The 20,467-nt window shown below is 40.2% G+C and carries 17 protein-coding genes; 9 read left to right on the top strand and 8 right to left on the bottom strand.

The annotated features are described in order from the left end of the window. Window positions 1–21 precede the first annotated feature (21 nt). Both hisIE and SAE01_RS13080 read left to right on the top strand, forming a co-directional pair. Entirely contained in the window at window positions 22–618 is a 597-nt protein-coding gene (hisIE, locus tag SAE01_RS13085) for a bifunctional phosphoribosyl-AMP cyclohydrolase/phosphoribosyl-ATP diphosphatase HisIE (protein WP_147204217.1), read from the top strand. A 1-nt stretch (window position 619) separates the two neighbouring features. Next, entirely contained in the window at window positions 620–1,720 is a 1,101-nt protein-coding gene (locus SAE01_RS13080; RefSeq protein ID WP_170234159.1) for a TlpA disulfide reductase family protein, read from the top strand. Between the two features lie 98 nt (window positions 1,721–1,818). On the opposite strand, the gene SAE01_RS13075 is transcribed toward SAE01_RS13080, so the two are convergent. Then, on the bottom strand, window positions 1,819–2,406 hold the full coding sequence (locus SAE01_RS13075) for a hypothetical protein (RefSeq protein WP_147204216.1): 588 nt from the start codon (window positions 2,404–2,406) through the stop codon (window positions 1,819–1,821). Window positions 2,407–2,559: 153 nt separating this feature from the next. Further along, window positions 2,560–3,492 (bottom strand): phosphoribosylaminoimidazolesuccinocarboxamide synthase, encoded by a 933-nt coding sequence (locus SAE01_RS13070; protein ID WP_147204215.1) that lies wholly within the window; start codon window positions 3,490–3,492, stop codon window positions 2,560–2,562. A gap of 183 nt (window positions 3,493–3,675) precedes the next feature. On the opposite strand from SAE01_RS13070, the gene SAE01_RS13065 reads away from it, so the two are divergent. Next, window positions 3,676–6,564, top strand: a complete 2,889-nt coding sequence (locus SAE01_RS13065; protein ID WP_147204214.1) for a TonB-dependent receptor — start codon at window positions 3,676–3,678, stop codon at window positions 6,562–6,564. Window positions 6,565–6,730: 166 nt separating this feature from the next. Beyond that, window positions 6,731–7,714, top strand: coding sequence for a pyruvate dehydrogenase complex E1 component subunit beta (locus SAE01_RS13060; protein WP_147204213.1), 984 nt, complete (start codon window positions 6,731–6,733; stop codon window positions 7,712–7,714). A 347-nt stretch (window positions 7,715–8,061) separates the two neighbouring features. Here SAE01_RS13060 and rsmG read toward each other — a convergent pair whose 3' ends face one another. From rsmG to SAE01_RS13045, 3 genes are all read right to left on the bottom strand, one after another. Continuing rightward, window positions 8,062–8,685 carry a 16S rRNA (guanine(527)-N(7))-methyltransferase RsmG gene (gene rsmG / locus SAE01_RS13055; protein ID WP_147204212.1) on the bottom strand — a complete coding sequence of 208 codons (624 nt, stop codon included), beginning with the start codon at window positions 8,683–8,685 and terminating at the stop codon, window positions 8,062–8,064. Window positions 8,686–8,729: 44 nt separating this feature from the next. Beyond that, window positions 8,730–9,854, bottom strand: a complete 1,125-nt coding sequence (locus SAE01_RS13050; RefSeq protein WP_170234158.1) for a glycosyltransferase — start codon at window positions 9,852–9,854, stop codon at window positions 8,730–8,732. Window positions 9,855–10,078: 224 nt separating this feature from the next. Further along, window positions 10,079–11,248, bottom strand: a complete 1,170-nt coding sequence (locus tag SAE01_RS13045; RefSeq protein WP_147204211.1) for an MFS transporter — start codon at window positions 11,246–11,248, stop codon at window positions 10,079–10,081. A 244-nt stretch (window positions 11,249–11,492) separates the two neighbouring features. On the opposite strand from SAE01_RS13045, the gene SAE01_RS13040 reads away from it, so the two are divergent. Next, window positions 11,493–13,025, top strand: coding sequence for an arylsulfatase (locus tag SAE01_RS13040; protein WP_170234157.1), 1,533 nt, complete (start codon window positions 11,493–11,495; stop codon window positions 13,023–13,025). A gap of 43 nt (window positions 13,026–13,068) precedes the next feature. On the opposite strand, the gene SAE01_RS13035 is transcribed toward SAE01_RS13040, so the two are convergent. Beyond that, window positions 13,069–14,646 carry an aryl-sulfate sulfotransferase gene (locus tag SAE01_RS13035; protein WP_147204209.1) on the bottom strand — a complete coding sequence of 526 codons (1,578 nt, stop codon included), beginning with the start codon at window positions 14,644–14,646 and terminating at the stop codon, window positions 13,069–13,071. A gap of 335 nt (window positions 14,647–14,981) precedes the next feature. On the opposite strand from SAE01_RS13035, the gene SAE01_RS13030 reads away from it, so the two are divergent. Beyond that, on the top strand, window positions 14,982–15,662 hold the full coding sequence (locus tag SAE01_RS13030) for a sulfotransferase family protein (protein ID WP_147204208.1): 681 nt from the start codon (window positions 14,982–14,984) through the stop codon (window positions 15,660–15,662). Between the two features lie 82 nt (window positions 15,663–15,744). Here SAE01_RS13030 and cysQ read toward each other — a convergent pair whose 3' ends face one another. Both cysQ and cysC read right to left on the bottom strand, forming a co-directional pair. Then, window positions 15,745–16,524, bottom strand: a complete 780-nt coding sequence (gene cysQ, locus SAE01_RS13025) for a 3'(2'),5'-bisphosphate nucleotidase CysQ (RefSeq protein ID WP_147204207.1) — start codon at window positions 16,522–16,524, stop codon at window positions 15,745–15,747. A gap of 24 nt (window positions 16,525–16,548) precedes the next feature. After that, window positions 16,549–17,169 (bottom strand): adenylyl-sulfate kinase, encoded by a 621-nt coding sequence (gene cysC / locus SAE01_RS13020; protein WP_147204206.1) that lies wholly within the window; start codon window positions 17,167–17,169, stop codon window positions 16,549–16,551. Window positions 17,170–17,539: 370 nt separating this feature from the next. On the opposite strand from cysC, the gene rpiA reads away from it, so the two are divergent. The 3 genes from rpiA (at window position 17,540) to SAE01_RS13005 (ending at window position 20,404) form a co-directional block, all read left to right on the top strand. Further along, window positions 17,540–18,223 (top strand): ribose 5-phosphate isomerase A, encoded by a 684-nt coding sequence (gene rpiA / locus SAE01_RS13015; RefSeq protein WP_147204205.1) that lies wholly within the window; start codon window positions 17,540–17,542, stop codon window positions 18,221–18,223. A gap of 147 nt (window positions 18,224–18,370) precedes the next feature. Then, window positions 18,371–19,054 (top strand): 3-keto-disaccharide hydrolase, encoded by a 684-nt coding sequence (locus SAE01_RS13010; RefSeq protein WP_147204204.1) that lies wholly within the window; start codon window positions 18,371–18,373, stop codon window positions 19,052–19,054. A gap of 12 nt (window positions 19,055–19,066) precedes the next feature. Continuing rightward, complete coding sequence (locus SAE01_RS13005) at window positions 19,067–20,404, top strand: Gfo/Idh/MocA family protein (protein WP_147204203.1); 1,338 nt, start codon at window positions 19,067–19,069, stop codon at window positions 20,402–20,404. The last annotated feature ends 63 nt before the right edge of the window (window positions 20,405–20,467 follow it).

Genomic DNA, 20,467 nt, shown 5'->3' with positions numbered 1-20,467 from the left:
GCTCACTAAAAAAACAAATAAGTGAATATAGATTTTGCAAAATATAGTGACGGTTTAGTTCCGGTAATTGTACAGGATAACGAGACTAATAAAGTATTAATGCTGGGCTTTATGAATGAAGAAGCTTTAGCTAAAACGAATGAGATTGGTAAGGTTACTTTTTATAGCCGAACCAAGCAAAGGCTTTGGACAAAGGGTGAAGAGAGTGGCAATTTTCTTTTTGTAAAATCTTTACTGACAGATTGCGACAACGATACCATTTTAATAAAAGCCAACCCTGTTGGTCCGGTTTGTCACACTGGCGCCGATACCTGTTTTAATGAGGTAAATCGTTCAGATAATTTTTTGCCTTACCTCGAAAAAGTGATCGAACAAAGGAAAAGTCTTACCCCTGATAAATCCTATGTTGCTTCTCTTTTTAAGAAAGGACTAAACAAAATTGCCCAAAAAGTAGGGGAGGAAGCGGTAGAAGTTGTTATTGAAGCGAAGGACAATAATGAGGAGTTATTTCTAAATGAATCCGCCGATTTGCTGTTTCATTATTTGATTTTACTTAACGCAAAAGGCTATAAATTGCACGATGTTATTCAGATTTTACAAAAGCGCCACTCGAAATAGTATGAAATTCTTCTTAGCACTTTTTCTGTTACCGTGTTTTTCGTTTGCCCAAAATATAGCCAATCAATCGCCTGAAGGTGACTTTGTAATCAGTGGAAGCATCGCTGGCTTACCTGATAGTACGATGGTTTTTCTTGCACATTCTGGTCAGGCCAGTAATGTAATTGCTACCGGATATGCACAAAAAGGAAAGTTTACTCTTTTCGGTAAAGTTGCTGACGCTGATATTTACCAGCTATCTTTTATTGGCCATCCTGAGGTAACTGAAGTGTTCTTAACACCTGCTAAGCTGACTGCAACCGGTGACGTAAAATCGCTTAAAAAGTTAATGATAACGGGTTCTGCGGCTGCAGCAGATTATGCATATTACAAATCTAAGTTTGATCCGCTCAAAGTAAAACTTGATCAAATTGTAGCATCCGCAAATAAAACAGCTGCAGGTCTAAAAAGAGATTCACTAGTTGGCCTTTTTGAAAAGACGAAACAAAAAGTGTTAGAACAAGTTGACCTCTTCATAAAAGCCAAACCAGGGTCGCCGGTAACGCCTTTTATAGTGTATGTAACAAGCCCAATTACAAATGATATGAATGTTCTTGAGAAGCGCTACAACAGCTTAAAACCTGCGGCACAAGAAACTTTTTACGGAAGGGAAATAGCTAAATTTTTGGCTTCAAGTAAAGTAGGTGCTACAGGAACCCAGGCAGTTGAGTTTACCCAGAATGATACAGCCAACAAACCGGTTTCCTTGTCATCCTTTAAAGGCAAATATGTACTGGTTGATTTTTGGGCAAGCTGGTGTGGACCTTGCCGCCATGAAAACCCTGCTGTCGTTGCAGCTTATAACGCTTTCAAAGATAAGAACTTCACTATTTTAAGTGTGTCGCTCGATCAGAGTAAGGACAAATGGAAACAAGCCATACAGGCAGATAATTTAACCTGGACGCATGTGAGTGATCTTAAATACTGGCAAAATGAAGTTGCCCAGTTGTATCGTATCCAAAGCATTCCTGCAAATTTGCTGTTAGATCCCACAGGTAAAATTATAGCAAGAGACCTGCGAGGTGAAACGCTATACCAGATGTTGAGAAAATTGCTGAAATAAAAAAGTAACATTAAAAAGCTGCGGCGGTTTGAATAGCCTTAAGTACTATTTAAACAGCTGCAGCTTTTACCTTTTTAAAGAAACAACACGCTGTCTTATTACTGTGTATTTGTTGCAGCATTTCTAAGAGCCCTTCCAGGCAAATAAATTTGAAAACCTACATTAAGATTTAAGTTACTAGTGGTTGCCCTGGTTCCAAATCCTAATATACCTCTATACATAACTAATCCTTCAAGACCAACGTTGGGTGTTATGAAATAAGACAGTCCTGGTCCGATACCTAAGCCTAATCCATTAGTAGTAGTATTAGTGCTTGAAGCCGAATGATTTATTCCGTCAATACCTACATTAGCCTCGACAAATAGACGGGTATGCCTTAGAGCGGGAACAGCATTACCGCCTGAATATTGACGGACCAGGGCCCCGACTCCGTAAAGGAAATCCGAGCCTTTTCCTTTTGCTGTCTGATAGCCTAAATTAAGATAAGCTCCAATTGCAGTGTTATCCTTAATAAACCAAGCTGCCTTAGGAGTGATATCTACGGTAAACACAGAACCTTCATTAAGGCCTACATCAAAATTAGCAACATCTCCACCTACCAATACATTTCCTCTTTGAATTTGGGCTTTTACCACAACTACACCTGCAACCATCGCAAGCGCTAGCATAAATAGATTTTTTTTCATAAATAATTGATTTAAAATGATATTACTTATGGGTAAAAATTCTATGCCAACTTTTTTTGGTCGCACTTTCCTGGTCATTAGTAACTCAATAATAAAGCCGTGCTTCTACGTTTAACGTCAAAAGCGGAGGTTTTAAATTCTTCTACTTATAAATCAAATAGCGCCCTGCGTTTTTAAAGCAGCAATTATTCTTCTTTCCGTTTCTTCATCACTTAAGTCTTCCGGAACAAACTTTTCTCCTATCAATTGTTCGTACAATTCAATGTACCTGTTGCTAATGGTCTGTATCCAGTCTTCACTCATGTCAGGTACAGTTTGCCCTTCTTTACCCATAAAATTATTTGCTATTAACCATTCACGCACGAACTCTTTACTGAGCTGTTTTTGAGCTTCATTGTTTCGCAACCTTTCTTCAAAACCATCCTCATAAAAATACCGTGAAGAGTCAGGTGTGTGAATTTCATCCATGAGATAGATCGTGTTTCCAATCTTTCCGAATTCATATTTTGTATCGACTAGGATTAGCCCTCTTTTTGCTGCAAGTTCTTTACCTCTTTCAAACAACGCAAGAGTATACTTTTCAAGTAGTTGATAATCGGCTTCGTTCACCAGGTTAGAGGCAATAATATCTTCTCTTGATATATCTTCATCGTGACCCGCTTCCGCTTTGGTAGAAGGTGTAATAATGGGGGCAGCAAAAAAATCATTTTCTCTTAAACCTTCGGGCAACGCAACCCCACAAAGCATTCTTTTTCCTTCCCTATATGTCCGCCATGCATGGCCGGTAAGATTACCGCGAACAACCATTTCAACTTTAAAAGGAGTACAACGTTTTCCAAGAGCGACGTTGGGAGCTGGCGTGCTTACAAGCCAATTGGGGCAAATGTCTGTCGTTTGCGCAAGCATGAATGCAGCTACCTGGTTTAGTACTTGACCCTTATATGGTATTGGTTTCGGTAGGATCACATCAAAGGCAGAAATACGATTGCTCGCTACCATCACCAACCAGTCTTTGCCTATTGAGTAAACATCTCTCACCTTGCCGCTATAGAAATTTGTTTGATTGGGAAACTGAAATTTGCTCATGCTTCAAAAGTAATATCCAGACAGTTTTAAAAATATTTTTATTGGCACGCACGATTATTTGTATTGTGTTGTTGTTGGAATTATTGCTTTTAATTTAGTACGCACAGTTGTTAGAAAATTAAATTTTCTCGGCATGTAAACTATATTTATTTTGGTAGTGCAATACTTTATAAAAACTGCTTTATGAAAAAGATCTACGATTTGCTTTTCCCCTTTCTTTTGGTAGCACTTGTTTCTGTTAATGCTTTTAGCCAATCAAATAATACTGTTTCAGGAAACATTAAAAGCACTATCAACAATGAGAACATAGCTGCTGTTTCTATAATAGTTAAAGGAACAGGTACCGGTACTTACACTGATGATAAAGGTAATTTTAAGCTATCGGGCATAAAGAAGTTTCCTGCTACATTAGTTATATCCTCAGTTGGCTTTGCCCCTAAAGAGGTGTTAGTGACAAGTAATTCTTCCTCTGTGTCAGTTGTCCTTGATCCTACTTCTGCATTAGCACAAGATGTTGTAGTTGCCGCATCCAGGCTACCTGAAAGAATTTTAGAGTCACCTGTTACTATTGAGCGAGTAAGCTCTACAGCGATTCGTAATTCTCCCGCGCTTAGTTATTATGATATTGTCGGTACTTTGAAAGGTGTTGATATAATAACCTCAAGTCTCAATTTTAAAACTCCTTCAACGCGTGGTTTCAACGGTAGTGGAAACCTTCGTCTTAATCAATTAGTTGATGGAATGGATAACCAAGCTCCCGGCCTGAATTTTCCTGTCGGTAGTATGATTGGGCCAACTGATCTCGACGTTGATAATATGGAGTTGCTTGGTGGAGCATCTTCAGCTTTGTATGGTCCAGGTGGAATGAACGGAACTTTACTTATCAATAGTAAGAATCCTTTTAAATACCAGGGATTAAGTGCGCAGGTAAAAGAAGGAGTAATGCATATCGGTGACAATGCGAGAAGTGCTTCCGCTTACAACGATGTTAGCATGAGATATGCACGCGCACTGTCTGAGAAATTTGCTTTCAAGTTTGGAGTTCAATATATACAAGCCAAAGATTGGGTAGCGCAGGATTATTCCAACTTTAATAGAGGCAACAATCCGGCAACTGGAAAAACCATCCCTGGTAGCCGGACGGATGATCCAAATTACCAAGGTGTAAATGTTTATGGCGATGAAACATCTCTTGATATTCGCAAGCCGCCAAGTACCGGAGATCCTGGAACTCCTTTTCTACAAGGCGTTGTAGCGGCTAGTCCAAACCCACAGCAATTTGCTGCAATCCTTGCGCCTTACCTGACAAATGGAGCTATCAACGTTTCAAGAACCGGGTATAAAGAAGCTGACATTATAGATCCCACTACAAAAAATCTTAGATTTTCAGGTGCTATCCATTACAAGATCACCCCTTCAGTGGAGAGTTCTTTAAGTGCTAATTGGGGTTCAGGAACTACGGTTTACACCGGTAGCGATAGGTATAGTCTGAGAGATTTTAAAATGGCCCAGTATAAACTTGAGTTCAGGCACAAAAACTGGTTCTTAAGAGGTTATACAACCCAGGAAGATGCAGGTAAGTCTTTCAATGCTACTGCTACTTCCCAACTTTTTAACGAAGGATGGAAACGAAGCTTTAATCCAGCAAACGCTGCAGGAAGCTGGTACCCGCAATATGCTGCAGTGTTTGCCACAGGCGCTGCCACAACTTACCAAACTGCTTTTGTAGCAGCTAAGGGTGCCGGACAAACAGATCAACAAGCGGCTGCAACTGCCCAGGGAGTGATGCTTGCTAATACCGCAGCTTATCATTCTGCTGCCCGTACTTATGCAGACCAGGGAAGACCTGAACCAGGTACGCCTCAGTTTACAAAAATCTTTGACTCTGTTGCTGCAAGATCAATTTCAAATGGCGGAGGTTTGTTTGTGGACAAGTCAGCGTTGTATATGACTGAAGGACAATACAACCTAACTGATAAAGTAAAATTTGCGGAAGTCCTGGTAGGAGCAAGCTTTAAGAGGTACGTGCTAAATTCTGGCGGAACAATATTCGCCGACACCGCAGGACGTATTGGTATCAATGAGGTAGGTGCTTCATTTTTAATATCAAAAAGATTTTTCAAAGACGTATTAAAACTGACTGCATCAACAAGGTATGATAAGAATGAAAACTTTAAGGGACGTTTTACTCCACGCTTTTCTGCGGTAATCACTGTAGCTAAAGACAACAATCTTAGACTGTCATATCAAACGGCTTATCGTTTCCCTTCCACTCAGAACCAGTGGATAAACCTGGTTATTGGTGGTGGAATTCGCCTGATTGGCGGTCTACCGCAACTGCGCGATTTTTATAATTTTAAAGGTAATCCTGTCTATACTGTTGAAAGTGTGCAAGCTTTTGCTGCAAGCGGCAATCCTGCATTGCTGAAACAACAAACGTTTGGAGAGTACAAGCCAGAGTCTGCTACCTCTTATGAAATTGGGTACAAGACATTAGTGGGAGGCAAGCTTCTGTTGGATGCTTATGCTTATTATACCAAGTACGAAAATTTCATCGGCCGTACTACCGCGTTGCAATCTTCTAACGGTACTATCCCGGGCTTGCTGAACTATAAAATTTACTCGGTTTCAGTAAACAGTACCGAAAAGGTTAATACCCAGGGTTGGGGTCTTTCTGCAGAATACCTGCTACCTAACAATTTCTCTATTAATGCAAACGCTTATTCGGATGAAATAAAAAATGTTCCTGCTAATTTCATTACGTACTATAATACTCCTAAGTACAGAGCTAATGTTGGTTTAGCTAACAGCGGATTTCTTTACAAGAAAAGAGTTGGCTTTGCTTTGCAATACCGCTTTCAGGATGCTTACTACTATGAAAATGATTTTGGTGCCGGAAACGTTCCGGCTTTTCATACGCTTGATGCCCAAATCAATTTCAAAATGCCAGCAATTAAAACGATGATAAAATTGGGTGCAACTAATCTTACCAATCATTATTATACAACCGCTTTTGGTAACCCAAATATCGGCGGCCTTTATTACGTCGCCTTGGCTTATAATGTTTTTTAACCTAATTCGAAAAAACGACGAAATCCCGCTAATAGCTTTAGCGGGATTTTTTTTGCCCCACCTAAAATACTGATTAGTCATTTTGGGATTATAATCTATAATCTTCTATTTTTGCGGGGCTTTTTAAAAAGCACCTTTATTTATTCCTAATAATTCCACTGACAATATGCGTACTATCCTTTTTAGAGAGGCCCTAAGAGAAGCCATGAGCGAAGAAATGAGAAAAGATGAAAAAGTCTTTTTGATGGGTGAAGAGGTTGCGGAATACAACGGTGCATATAAGGTTAGCCAGGGAATGTTAGCAGAGTTTGGTCCAAAAAGGGTAATAGATACGCCGATCGCAGAACTAGGTTTTACTGCTATAGCTGTCGGTGCTGCACAAAACGGACTTCGTCCTATCGTAGAATACATGACCTGGAACTTTGCAGTCTTAGCGCTGGATCAGATTTTAAATACAGCAAGTAAAATGCTTGCAATGAGTGGTGGCCAGGTTGGTTGCCCCATCGTATTCCGCGGAGCAAATGGAAGTGCTGGCCAATTGGGAGCGCAGCACTCTACTGCCTTTGAAAGTTTATATGCCAATATTCCCGGGTTGAAAGTTATTTCGGTTTCTAACCCATACGATGCCAAGGGATTATTGAAAAGTGCCATCATCGATAATGACCCGGTGGTGTTTATGGAAAGCGAGGTGATGTATGGAGAAAAAGGTGAAGTGCCCGAAGAAACATATTACATTCCGATAGGGAAGGCTGATATAAAAAGGCCCGGAAAAGATGTGACCATCGTTTCTTTCAATAAGATGATGAAAGTGGCTTTAGGCGCTGCTGAAGAATTGGCGAAAGAAGGTATCGAAGCTGAGGTAATAGACCTAAGAACAATCCGTCCTTTAGACTGGTATACGATTTTAGAAAGTGTAAAGAAAACAAATCGCCTGGTGATAGTTGAAGAGCAGTGGCCTTTTGCTTCTGTAAGCTCTGAGATTACGTACCGCATTCAGAAAGAAGGGTTCGATTATCTTGATGCACCTATCCGCCGTATTACCAGTGCCGATGCTCCTATGCACTACGCTCCAAATCTTGTGGCGGCTTACCTTCCCGATGTTCCAAGAACTGTGAAGCTGGTAAAGGAAGTAATGTACTTGAAGAAATAGTTTAGCCCTTATATCAAAAATTAGTTTTGTCCCTGGCCCAAGTGCTGGGGATTTTCATGGGGCCGGCATTTGTTTATCATCATCATTAGTGGCGTCGCACTCTTGTACATGTATAGCTTTCATCATCGTTCCTATCCATGCCTTAAGCTCCTGGCTACAAGTGTTAGTTCAACTGTTTTTTCGGCTGTTTTGCTTAAAGGGAATAAACAGGTTGCATTTCATTTGTACCTATGGAATACAGAGGATGAACGGAGCGTCGCAACATAGCTTCATTTGTAAACTATGCTGGCTTCATAAAAACTCTTTTAAACCTGGCCATTATTAAAAGGCAGGGCTTCACTGCAAGCTTATTTTGTAATGTGCAACAGGTATTTCTCTTTAAAATAATCTTCCTCGAAAATTTCGTCGATTGGTATCATTCGGGGTTTAACTGAACTTTCCGCAATTTCCTGTACCAAATCGCCTCCCTTTAGGCAAATTAAACCGTTGGGCAACTCTTGCTTGTTACCCCTTTTTATAAGCGGATAAGCCCATTTCCATAAATCTTTAATCGGTGCCACCGCCCTTGATACTGCAAAATCAAACTGCCTGTTTTTGATTTCTTCTGCACGCGTGTGTTGAGTAGTTATGTTAGTTAATCCAATTGCATTAGAGACTTCATTGATAACTTTTAGTTTTTTAGCAATACTATCGACAAGATGAAACTGCACCTCAGGGAAAAAAATGGCTAATGGAACACCAGGAAAGCCGCCGCCGGTACCAATGTCAATAACGCTGGTCCCGGGCTGGAATTCAATAGTGGCTGCAATAGCGAGTGAATGCAATACATGCTTCAGGTACAGGCTCTCGATGTCTTTACGCGAAATGACATTGATCTTGCCGTTCCAGTCTTTATACAATTCTTCCAGCGCGGCAAATTGTCGCAGTTGCTTCTCATCGAAGTCACTGAAATATTTTAGAATGATTTCCATTCGAGTATTCTTTTAATCTAAAACAGCGGGCATTTTTTAATTTCCTAATTCCACGATTTTTTTGCCTTTTTAAACAAAGCCGGCAAAAACAAGATATAGTAGACGCACATCCATAATTCGAATAATAAAAACAACGGGAATAGATCAGCTTCGTTTAGTTTCTTCATTGTGGTAAAATAGATAAACGCCTGAACTATTAACCTGACTCCAAAAATGCAAAGAGCGATCCACCAGCTGAAAAAAATGGCGGTGAAAATAAAAAGCGGGTAAAACAAAAATTGTGTAACCGAATACATACCAAGCAACCACTTGTGTTTTTTCTGGTAATATTTCGCAGTTGAATAATGCCTTGTTTTTTGTGTAAACCATTCCTCCCATGTTTTCTTTGCCTTGCTTAAAGTATGCGCCTCCGGATCTATTACAATTGCCGTATTTGTTTTTGTAGCGACCTTATTTATAAAAAGATCGTCATCTCCTCCCGGTATAAAGTTCATGGATGAAAAACCTTTGTTCTTGAAAAAGATTTCTTTTTTGTAACTAAGGTTTCGCCCAACACCCATGTAAGGAATGCCAGCAAGCGCATAGCTCAAATATTGTAGGGCGGAATGATATGTTTCAAAGCGAATTATTTTATTGAGAAAGCTACCAGCTTTTGTGTACGCGCCATAACCTAGTACAATTTCTGTCTCGGGCTTGTATCCATCCTGCATTAGCTGAATCCAGTTTTCGCTTGCAGGAACACAATCAGCATCCGTTAATAATAAGGTTTCATAGCGGGCCGATTTTATTCCCATGCTTAACGGAAACTTTTTACCTGAGATCATCATTGCGTCCTGGGTCAAAGAAACAGGCATGAGGTTTTTGAAAGTCCGTTGAAATTCTTCTATTAGGTACTTTGTATCGTCAGTAGAATTATGATTTACCAAAATAACCTCGTTAGAAGTGGGATAGTTTTGAACAAGTACGCCAGGCAGATTTCTTGCCAGGTTATCTGCTTCGTCCCTTGCACAAATAATGACAGAAACGGGCTGTTGTTGAGAGTGAAATTTAGGAGCAACTTTGTAAAAAGCAAGACGGCTAAAAATGGCGATGTAATAGAAAAGTTGAATAAAGGTGACCAGGCAAAACACAGCAAAAACAATCTCGCGCCAATAATCCAATATGATCATGCGGCAAAAATAGTCTTTGCATTACACCGTTACTTATTCATTCTAACGATGTGGAAAATTTCATAATAAGAAGAGTGTATAGGACGTCTTTGAGGTGCTTTTTGATGTACTTATTGCCTTACTCTATTATCGATCTCATTTCTGCATTTTTTTCAAAACTTATTATTTTTCTTCAAAGATTTTGCAAATTATAATTGCCACCAACTCATTATTTGCAATTTCTATCATTGGGTAATCAACTTTCCTGTCGCGGTAGAATGAAAAACAAGAAAGGTAATTGACATCAAAAAAAGAAAGCCTGAGGCCAGCATAAATGTGGCGGATACCGATAAGACATTTAACACAGGAAAAATTACGATGGGTGATAAGAACTGCCCAAGAAACCAAAAGGTGGTCAACTTACCTATTTCTTTTCCGCGGATGGCAGGAGGGGCAATTTTCATGACCCACATATTCGTATTTGGTATCATCATTCCCATTCCAAAACCAGAAAGCATCATGGCAACAACAACCATTACAAAAGAACTGGAAAAAAAGACACAAATAAATCCGAGAGCCATTAATAAATACCCCATAGAAAAAATGGTAAGAAAACTAAAACGACTTTTTATTTTAGAATAAGCAAACGATGAGATGGCAGAAAATGCTGTACTTGTTGCAATGGCTGCACCTACCAGAGCATTCTTTTCTACACCTAGGGTCTTAAGGTAGAAAGGTATTTGTACAGGTATTAAAAAGAAGATGATCCACATCAGCATAGTGTTGATAAATAACATCCATATTATTGGCGGGGCTTTAATGAATGGTGTTGCCTCATTTCCTTTTTTTATAACTGTTGGCTTATAAAGGTAGGCAATGCTAAAAGGTAGAACAACTAGCGAAGACAGGTAAATTAAGAAGGGATAACGCCATCCAAGGTCTGAAAGAATTCCACCCAAACCAATAAATACAATACCTCCGATAGACATAAAAGCGATTTGTAATCCCACAAATTTTTGTCGCTCCAAGCCCTCGAAATAATCAGCAATTAGTGTGATCACGATTGTCATAGACATGCCAACCGCTACTCCAAGCAATGCCCTTGAAATAAGTATGTGATAAAGATTATTTAGAAAGTATCCTGCCGATCCGCATAGTGCATATAGTACTAAAGAGAACCATAGAATTTTTAGCCTGCCATGCTTATCAATTAATCGACCTGTAATAGGCGAAAAGACGGCTATCATAAGAGCCGGAATAGTTAAGACCAGCTTAACAAGAAAGGTTGCATTTGTAACGCCGGAAAAAGCACTGGCCATTCGGGGTAGGGCAGGAGAAATAGTAATAACAGACATAATAGTGAGGCTGCTCACAAGAAGTAGAGTAAGTTTCAGTTTCCAGTTGTGCTTGTCCATAATTAAATTTTAGCGCGTGAAGGTGTGGCTAAGGAAGGCTTTGCAGGATAGTAGTCTTTACAAGATAATAATTTAAAAATGTAGTTACTATAGTGACGTCCTTATTCCAGGTGAGCAACTTTGATGTACTCTTTAAATAAATTATCTTGTTTAACTGGAAAAAAGCAAATTCATACTGATCATACTTTGTTGTCTGGTTTTTTCTTTTCAAGAACAAAGGCAAAAGAAACGACCCAATATTGTTTTGATTGTTGCAGACGATCTTGGTTACTCCGACCTTGGTTGTTTTGGAAGTGAGATTGCCACTCCCAACATAAATGCGCTTGCATTACAGGGTCAAATTTTTACTAATTTTTATACTGCTGCCACTTGCTCCCCTTCAAGAGCAATGCTGTTAAGTGGTACCGATAACCATATTGCAGGATTAGGAAATATGGCTGAAAATGTTTCATACTATCCCGAACAGGTAGGAAAGCCTGGATACGAAGGATTTCTTAATAATAGAGTTGTTTGTGTTGCGCAGTTGATGAAGGACGCCGGTTATCACACCTACATATCAGGCAAATGGCACCTTGGCCTTACGAAAGAACAAAGTCCCTCCGCTAAAGGCTTTGAACGTTGTTTTGCTTTGCTTGATGCCGCTGCCAACCACTTTGCGCCCGACAGAAGTCAGAGCCAGTTTTGGGAAGACGGGAGCTTTGCTCAATTTCCGCCTGGTAAATATTCTACTGATTTTTACACTGACAAATCAATTGAATTTATAGAAAAGGATCGAGTAGATAACAGGCCTTTTTTTTTGTACGCTGCTTACACGGCTCCGCATTGGCCATTGCAAGCTCCTACAGATTTTATTGAAAAGTATAAAGGGGTGTATGATATTGGGTACGACAGCTTGAGGACATTTAGATTTGAGTCATTAAAAGAAAAAGGAATTGTTTTGGGAGACGTGCAATTGCCACCACTTCCCCGCGTCAAAGGAAGCCTGTATAATATTTCAAACCAACCCTTATTAGCCTGGAGCTCTTTAAGCAAAAGCGAGCAGAAAATAGAATCTAGGAAAATGGAAATCTATGCCGGAATGATTGAAAACCTTGATCAAAATATTGGTAGACTTATTCAGTACCTGAAAGTAATAGGCGAATATGAAAATACTCTTTTTGTTTTTTTGTCCGATAATGGTCCAGATGTTTTTGAACTAAATGAAACCCCTAATCCATCTAATCCATATCCCTATATGGGTACTGCCAATTCATTTATTGCCTATGGGCCGCAATGGGCACATGCGAGCAGTGCAGTAAACAGTTACTACAAAGGTTATAGTGCGGAGGGCGGTATTCATAGCCCGATGATTATCAAAATGCCATTTCAAAACGAGGGGAGAGGTATAGTTAAGACTTTTACCACTATCATGGACCTTGCCCCGACATTTCTTGACGTCGCGGGGGCCACGTATCCACCTACCAATAATGGAAAATCATTGGCTAAATATAAGGGGTCTTCGTTACTGCCATTTCTGGAAAAGAAAAAAAGTGATGTTCATAAGGATGATTATGTGATGGGATGGGAACTCTTTGGCAGGTGCGCAATTAGGAAAGGAAAGTGGAAAATAAGAAAAATGGAACCCCCATTTGGCAAGGCTGTTTTTGAATTATTTGATATAGATAAGGACCCAACTGAGTCATATGATTTGTCAAGTCAGTACCCGGCTAAATACAAGGAAATGCTAATCGCCTGGAAAACTTATGTAAAAGAGAACGGTGTGATATTAAAAGATTAATGGGCTTTGACTACTCAGTTATTATGCTTGGTTATTCCCTCTGTCATTTGCTTGCGGTTCCTGGCGGCGGAGGCATAACAAAAGTTTTCGGTTGCGGATTTAACGGCTCTAATTTTTTATTTGCAAGCCCAGGATGATCAGCAGGTATAAATATTGACCTGAAGGTGATATAAGTTAGAGGGACTAGTGGAATTGGATCACCATTGGGCTTTTGCATGTTTCCGCGGTATGGGTTGAAATAATCCCAAACAATTTTTCCGTCTTTAGTCACCTCGAAATAATGTCCTTTAGCTCCCTCATTTATAAAGGTGTTGCCGTTATTTAATCTATGCGCCCCGGAAATGAAACTACTCCAGAAGGAGACGGTGTCTGGGGCGACATAGTTCCATATCGGTTTTTCCGGTCCAAACGGTTTGCCTTTTTCAATGAGATAGTTCCCCTTGGAGTCAGTCGGGGGAACGATCTCATAAATAGAAGAATAATTCATGTTGTTGCGGTTAGAAATATCGTTGTTGAATAGCATCAGGTGGCCTGCCCCGGGATGTCCTTTTTCAATCCAACGTATGTCGTGCTGTCCAAACAACGTTCTTTTAGTTGAGTCTCCTCTCCCGTAGTGTTCGGGGTTTCCCCATCTGTATAAAAAATCTCCGCCTTTTCCCCATCTGCCGCCCTTGTGGCTTGCTGCTTGTGCGGTAGTCGTGCTATGATCTATTATGAATATCTCACTTAAGTGTGGTGAACTAAATGCTATTTGGTCGAGGTCGGGATTATATTTAATAGCATTGAAATGATACACATCCGATCCGAGGTTGTCCAGTGTATTGTTTCTCCAGAACCGGCCCTGTACTTTTTGCATCTCGAAATCGTCTTTTGTCATCGGCGGGGGAAGTGCTTCGCCAGCGTTAAAATCTAGTAATTCGGGATGATCAGCAGGATTGCCAAAGTTTGCTTTTTTTGCATCAAGGTTTTGAATTAAATGATCCCATATTTTCCATTCCCATACTATTTTCCCACCGCGTTCGCCTTGCGGTTCAATTTCAATTATTTTATCGGGCCAAAGACCTGCTTTAGGTGTTAAAGCCGGCTTTCTTCCTGCTGCAATAACGGCATCAGCTGTTCTTGCTTCCCAGGCAATCGCTAAAATATGACCATTAGGCATAACAGTAAAATCGTGGTGAATATGGGCTTCTTCGTTTGCATATTCATAATCCCATACAACTTTATTATCCCACGTTATTTTTTCTATTCGGCCGGCTTCTCCTCCCCCGGCAAAAACAGGAAAATCAGGATCCAATACATTTTGTATAATGGAACCGTCGTTGTTTAAATAGGCAACAGGCGCAAGAGAGCCGTAATTGCTTTTCCATTCGTGCACCACTTCCCCTTTGCGGTTAAGTAGATAAACCAAAGCGGAATTAGTAACTGGAAACAGGATGTAACCATTAGTAGCCTCATCAGTATTTGAAATTAAACCTCGTTTAATTCCTAACCCAAACATATTCCTGTCTGCCGGAGCTGCTGGTTTCTTTTTAGATGTATCGGTCGCTGAGACACCATTTTGAGCAAATGACTGAGTAATAAAAACAACAGACAGAGCCAGGAGCAGATAATTTTTTTTCATGTTGAATGCTTGAATGATGAAAACAATATGGAGATGAAGCTTTCGCTAGTGAGCAAGATGTATCTAAATTATTAGGCTATAGGTGTCGGAAAACTTCATTGGCATCATACCGTCTCAGGAATTCTTTGAATTGGTTCGTAAAAGCTTCGACGATTGATGGGAGTGTAGGCAGCATTACTAATTTAATTCTTTTATTTCTTAAATCATAGCAACGCGACGACTAAAAAAACTAATTACTCAAACCGGGTAAGGAAAGCACGTTGCGCCTTGCATTTAAGTAATTTAAATAATACCTTGATTAGAAATATTTCTCCAAACATTTTAAAAAAATAAAAATGTCAATCAAAATTATTGGGGCTGGCTTCCCGAGAACCGGTACAAACACTCTTAAAGAGTCTTTGGAGAAATTGGGTTATATAAAGACATATCATATGAAGGAACTACTTGTACAGCCTCAACACCTTCAACATTGGATAACGCTACGAGAAACGGGCACTACAAATTGGGATGAGTTATATAATGGCTACCAGGCAACGGTTGATTTTCCTGCGTACCCCTGGTATAAGGAACATATGAAACGGTACCCTGATGCAAAAGTTATTTTAACTGTCAGACCTTTTGAAAAATGGCACGATAGCGTTTATAGTACGATTTGGCAGGCGCAAAATCCATCAGAGGAGCAAAAAAAAGAAATGGGTCAAAAGATAGCTGCTAATCCCGGACTTGTAGAAACTATTAAATGCGTTGAATTTGCTAAAGATGTAATTATGGGAGATCATTTCGAAGGGAAATTTCTGGACAAAGTTTTTGCAGAAAAAGTGTTTAATCAGCACATTGAAGAAGTGAAAGCATACGTTCCCGCAGATAAATTACTTGTGTTCGACGTTAGCGAAGGTTGGGGACCTCTTTGCAATTTCCTTGAAGTAGCAGAGCCCGCTGAGCCTCTTCCTCATACAAACAAGAAAGAAAATTTTAAAGAAATGTTAGGTCAACTTATGAAAGGTCAAATGGCTTAGAGCCTGTTATAAGAGGCAAGTTTAAAAGGGTTAGATGGCAGTAAGAGAAAACTGCATATGTAGCCTACAACCATATCTTTCTCTAAAAAGCAACAAAGGAAGGATTTAGTAAATCTTCTTTGTTGTATAAAAGTTCTGTCTGCAAATCTGTTTGATAAATACTTCTATTTAAAGATCGTAGAATGCCATGTCCGGCAGCAGTGTCCCACTCCATTGTGGGAGCAATTCTGGGATAAATATCGGCAACACCTTCTGCCAGTAACATCAGCTTTAAAGAACTGCCCATCGAAGAAAGGTTGGGACTTTTAAATTGTTCAATAAAAATTTTTGTTTCATCATTCAAATGAGACTTCGACGCAACAATGGTTATTTTCTCTTTCTTTTGTAGTTCGTGTAAAGTTTCTTTTTTTTCAATAAAGGGTAGTTGTACCTGGAGTTGATCCACAATTTTATACGCTCCCGCTCCCTGTGAACCAACATAAAGAACGTCGAGGCAAGGCGCATAAATAACACCTGCGACAGGAACGTTGTTATGCATTAAAGCAATGTTGACTGTAAACTCTCCATTGCGCTTAATAAATTCTTTCGTTCCATCTAAAGGGTCTACCAACCAGAACCAGTCCCAATCCTTTCGAACTTCATAAGGTATGTTGCTTCCTTCTTCTGATAGTACAGGCAAACCACTTTTATCAAGCGCCGCTGTGATGACCTTATGAGCGGCTTTGTCCGCACGGGTCAAGGGAGAGTTATCACTTTTCATATCCACTCCAAAGTCATCTGTTGCATACACTTCCATAATCACTTTTCCTGCCTGTAGTGCTGCTTCTTTTGCACGTTGTAAAAGACCTTGTATTTGGATCATTTTTGGCGAGAAAGATTGATTTGGTTAAATGCAATAATAGGCCTGTAATGTTTGCAAGCTTATGGCAGGCTCAACTAGCTTAATAATCTTGTACATCGATTCTTCTACCGTTTCCTCAGCCGTATGTACCTCAACATCGGGTAGTGCCGGTGGATCATAGGGTGCACTCACCCCGGTAAAATTCGGAATGAGGCCCTTTCTCGCTTTTGCATACAAGCCTTTGACGTCTCGTTCTTCACAAACTTCTACTGTGCAGTTCACGTATACTTCTATAAACCGTTGCTCTCCCACAATATTTTTAATTGCCGAACGATCTTCTCCGGAGGGAGATATAAACGCACAAATCACTGTAAGGCCTGCATCTAACATCAGCTTTGAAACTTCACCAACTCTACGCAGATTTTCTTTTCGGTCTTCTTCAGAAAAACCAAGATCACTGCAAAGTCCGCTGCGCATATTATCGCCGTCGAGAATAAAGACTTTAAAATGTTTAAAGAAGAAATAGTGTTCAAGACGAAGAGCCAATGTAGATTTTCCTGATCCGGATAATCCCGTAAGCCAGATGAGACGAGGTTCCTGCATCATAGCTTCCTTGCGCTGCTCGTAGCTGATTTGCGAGTCGAAAGGAAAGATAGTTTTTGTCATAGCTTCATAATTAACAGGGATGAAATAGAGACATTTTTTATACGGAAGCTAACTTCAAGAATACAATGTGAACAAGTGAGCTAAACTAATCAAGCTTCCATAAATGCAGCAGTTATAAAAGAAATTTATTTGATTGAAACAGTTGTAACTCCGGTATAAAGCAGGCTGATGATCGAAGAGTATTACGCGCTATTATCTACTTTTCCTGCACCATATTCTTTCCTAATGGCTAAGTAAAAATTGCCTAATTTTTCATCTAAAGCAAACATTTCATTCGATATTTTAAAACACAGTTTCTTTCCACTGAAACTTTTATAATATATCATTGCTTTGCTTCATTTTAAAAATCGATCTTAAAAATTAATTTGGTATGACAGATTTAAAAAAGCTTGCGGCGCAAAAGGCAGCTACATTAGTTAAAGACAAAACCGTTGTAGGACTTGGCGCAGGATCTACCATTGCTCATCTTGTTGACTTTTTAAACGCCAGTCTACAGTCGGGACTAGACCTGCAGTTTGTTACATCGTCTTTTTCAACGCTTCAATTATTGCACACTAAAAAGTTGCCCGTTCTTCAGACAGAATTTTTGAGCCAGATTGATATTTACTTTGATGGTTGCGACCAAATGGATCGGCAGTTGAACGCATTAAAAAGTGGTGGCGGTATTCATACACAAGAGAAGCTGTTGGCTGCGATGGCAAAAGAATTTGTTTTAATTGGCGATGAAACAAAATTGGTTGAAAGCTTTGATTTAAAATATCCTGTTGTTCTCGAAATACTTCCTCAATCGGCAGCCTTTGTTTCGAGGAAAATTGAAGAAATTTTTCAAGTAGCAAAAATGGTGATGCGAATGAACGACAAAAAAGACGGACCTGTAATTACTGAGAATGGCAACTACTTAGTAGACGCCTATTTTGAAAGTTGGCCGGAAATTCAATCTATTAACCCAATTTTTAAAAATGTGCCCGGAATAGTTGAAACCTCCCTTTTTTATAGCATGGCAACCAAAGCTATTGTTGCGGGCAATGAAGGCGTTGTTGTTTTAGAAAGTTAGTAAGCTGATTACAGCCGAATTAATAAGATGGTTTTTGGAGTCCACATGGAAGCCCGATCACTTATTGTTTTAAAAAATGCACTAGTTTTAAAACTTGATTTAAACACTTTTTATTCCTGCATAATCCATAAATTACTCCCGAAACATATGAAACGATTGCCCTTTTTTCTCTTGCTGATTGCAGTGCTCTTTGCCGATCTCGCCTATTCTCAACCTACATCAAAAGACGGATCAATCTCTTTGTTTGATGGAAAGACATTAAATGGCTGGAGAAAGGCAGAGCGCGATACCGCCCCAGATCATGCATGGATCGTTCAAAATGGAGAACTTAGTTTTGATCCTGCAATAGGACATGGTGGAGATATTGTTACTACCAAAACCTTCAAAAATTTTGACCTTTCAGTTGATTTTAAAGTGTCCGAAGCTGGTAACAGCGGCATTAAATATCGATTGCTTCCCAACACTTCTCTCGGTTGCGAATTTCAGTTGATAGATGACAGCAAACATCCTGATGCAAAGCTTGGAATTAACGGAAACCGTAAGACCGCCGCTCTTTACGATGTTTTTCCTCCCGATCCCAACAAACCCTATAAGCCTGCTGGCGAGTGGAACACTGCACGCATTGTTGTTAAGGGCGACAATGTGGAGCATTGGTTAAATGGAGTGAAAGTGCTGCAGTATACAAGAGGCAGTGAACCGTTTAAACAGGCGATTGCGCAAAGCAAATTTAAATCGACCAAAGGATTTGCGGAGGCGGCTTCATCACCCATCCTGCTGCAGGCACATGGCGACAAGATCACCTTTAGAAATATTAAGATAAAAGAACTCTAACAAAAATTGCATATGAAAAATTCAAGAAGACGATTTATTAAAAATATTGCAGGCAGTTCGGCAGCAGTGGCTATCGGAGGGCTGGCTTCAGGCTTTACTGCTAAAAGTTACCGGAACATTAAAGGTGCAAATGATCGGATCAGGGTCGCGGTGATTGGATCAAACGGGCGTGGGGCAGGCATGGCGGCAACTTTTGCAAAACAAGCCAACACAGATGTGACGTATGTCTGTGACGTAGAAGAAAAGGCAAGACAAAAGGGAATTGATGCGGTGAAGAAAACAGGTAAGGATGCACCAAAAGGAGAAAACGATTTTCGTAAAACTTTGCTCGACAAAGATGTCGATGCAATTTATATAGCCATGCCCGATCATTGGCATGCTCCTGCGACTATTTTAGGCTGCGCAGCCGGTAAGCATGTGTATTGCGAAAAGCCTTTGGCGCACAATCCTCGTGAAGGTGAAATGTCTATTGCCGCGGCAAGGAAGTATAACCGGATTGTTCAAATGGGTACTCAACGCAGATCATGGAAATTACTTACAGAAGGCATTAACGAATTAAAGGGTGGCGCCATAGGTAAAGTTCACATGGCAAAGACCTGGTATACCAATGCCCGAAAGCCTATTGGGTTAGGAAAAGAAACTGCAGTAATGCCGGGACTTGATTATGAACTTTGGCAGGGTCCTGCACCAAGAATGCCTTACAAGGATAATCTGATTCACTACAATTGGCATTGGTTCTGGCATTGGGGAACTGGTGAAGCGCTTAACAATGGTACACACGAAATTGACGTAGCACGCTGGGGTCTTGGGGTTGATTACCCGCTGCGCGTTAACTCCACCGGTGGTAGATATTTTGCGCAAGACGATTGGCAGACTCCCGACACACAACTAATCACTTTTGATTGTCCCGAAGCCACTGTGGTTTGGGAGGGGCGTAGCTGTAACAACTTTAAAACCGAAGGTCTCGACCGCGGTGTGTTGTTTTATGGCGACAAGGGCGTAATGCTTACCGGTCATGATGGCTATACTATCTACGACGAGAAGGGCAAAGTTTTGAAGGAAATCAAATCGAACGCAGTAATAGATGGTCGCAATACATCAAGTCCTGGTGAAAGTTTGGATGCAGTGCACATTGCTAATTTTTTAGATAGTATTCGCCTGTCAAAAGTTCCGAATGCGGATGTAGCAGTAGGGTTCAAAAGCACACTTTGGATGCAGCTCGGAAATATAGCGCAGCGGACAGGACATACATTAAATGTAGATCAAACAAACGGGCACGTAGTAGGCGATAAAAAAGCAATGGAACTTTGGGGTCGTACTTATCAACAAGGTTGGGAGCCTAAAGTATAATGGATCGTAGTACCAGCTTATGATTTTTAAATCAGCACCGTTGTGTCACTCCCTTGTACTTCA

This window comes from Segetibacter aerophilus, assembly GCF_007991655.1.
Taxonomy (GTDB): Bacteria; Bacteroidota; Bacteroidia; order Chitinophagales; family Chitinophagaceae; genus Segetibacter; species Segetibacter aerophilus.
This window is presented reverse-complemented; position numbering and strand designations above follow the sequence as displayed.

Bases quoted from the DNA above. Each gene is read 5' to 3' on its own strand.
- SAE01_RS13080 (WP_170234159.1), top strand. From the start codon at position 620: ATGAAATTCTTCTTAGCACTTTTTCTGTTACCGTGTTTTTCGTTTGCC.
- SAE01_RS13075 (WP_147204216.1), bottom strand. From the start codon at position 2,406: ATGAAAAAAAATCTATTTATGCTAGCGCTTGCGATGGTTGCAGGTGTA.
- SAE01_RS13070 (WP_147204215.1), bottom strand. From the start codon at position 3,492: ATGAGCAAATTTCAGTTTCCCAATCAAACAAATTTCTATAGCGGCAAG.
- SAE01_RS13065 (WP_147204214.1), top strand. From the start codon at position 3,676: ATGAAAAAGATCTACGATTTGCTTTTCCCCTTTCTTTTGGTAGCACTT.
- SAE01_RS13060 (WP_147204213.1), top strand. From the start codon at position 6,731: ATGCGTACTATCCTTTTTAGAGAGGCCCTAAGAGAAGCCATGAGCGAA.
- rsmG (WP_147204212.1), bottom strand. From the start codon at position 8,685: ATGGAAATCATTCTAAAATATTTCAGTGACTTCGATGAGAAGCAACTG.
- SAE01_RS13050 (WP_170234158.1), bottom strand. From the start codon at position 9,854: ATGATCATATTGGATTATTGGCGCGAGATTGTTTTTGCTGTGTTTTGC.
- SAE01_RS13045 (WP_147204211.1), bottom strand. From the start codon at position 11,248: ATGGACAAGCACAACTGGAAACTGAAACTTACTCTACTTCTTGTGAGC.
- SAE01_RS13035 (WP_147204209.1), bottom strand. From the start codon at position 14,646: ATGAAAAAAAATTATCTGCTCCTGGCTCTGTCTGTTGTTTTTATTACT.
- SAE01_RS13030 (WP_147204208.1), top strand. From the start codon at position 14,982: ATGTCAATCAAAATTATTGGGGCTGGCTTCCCGAGAACCGGTACAAAC.
- cysQ (WP_147204207.1), bottom strand. From the start codon at position 16,524: ATGATCCAAATACAAGGTCTTTTACAACGTGCAAAAGAAGCAGCACTA.
- cysC (WP_147204206.1), bottom strand. From the start codon at position 17,169: ATGACAAAAACTATCTTTCCTTTCGACTCGCAAATCAGCTACGAGCAG.
- rpiA (WP_147204205.1), top strand. From the start codon at position 17,540: ATGACAGATTTAAAAAAGCTTGCGGCGCAAAAGGCAGCTACATTAGTT.
- SAE01_RS13010 (WP_147204204.1), top strand. From the start codon at position 18,371: ATGAAACGATTGCCCTTTTTTCTCTTGCTGATTGCAGTGCTCTTTGCC.
- SAE01_RS13005 (WP_147204203.1), top strand. From the start codon at position 19,067: ATGAAAAATTCAAGAAGACGATTTATTAAAAATATTGCAGGCAGTTCG.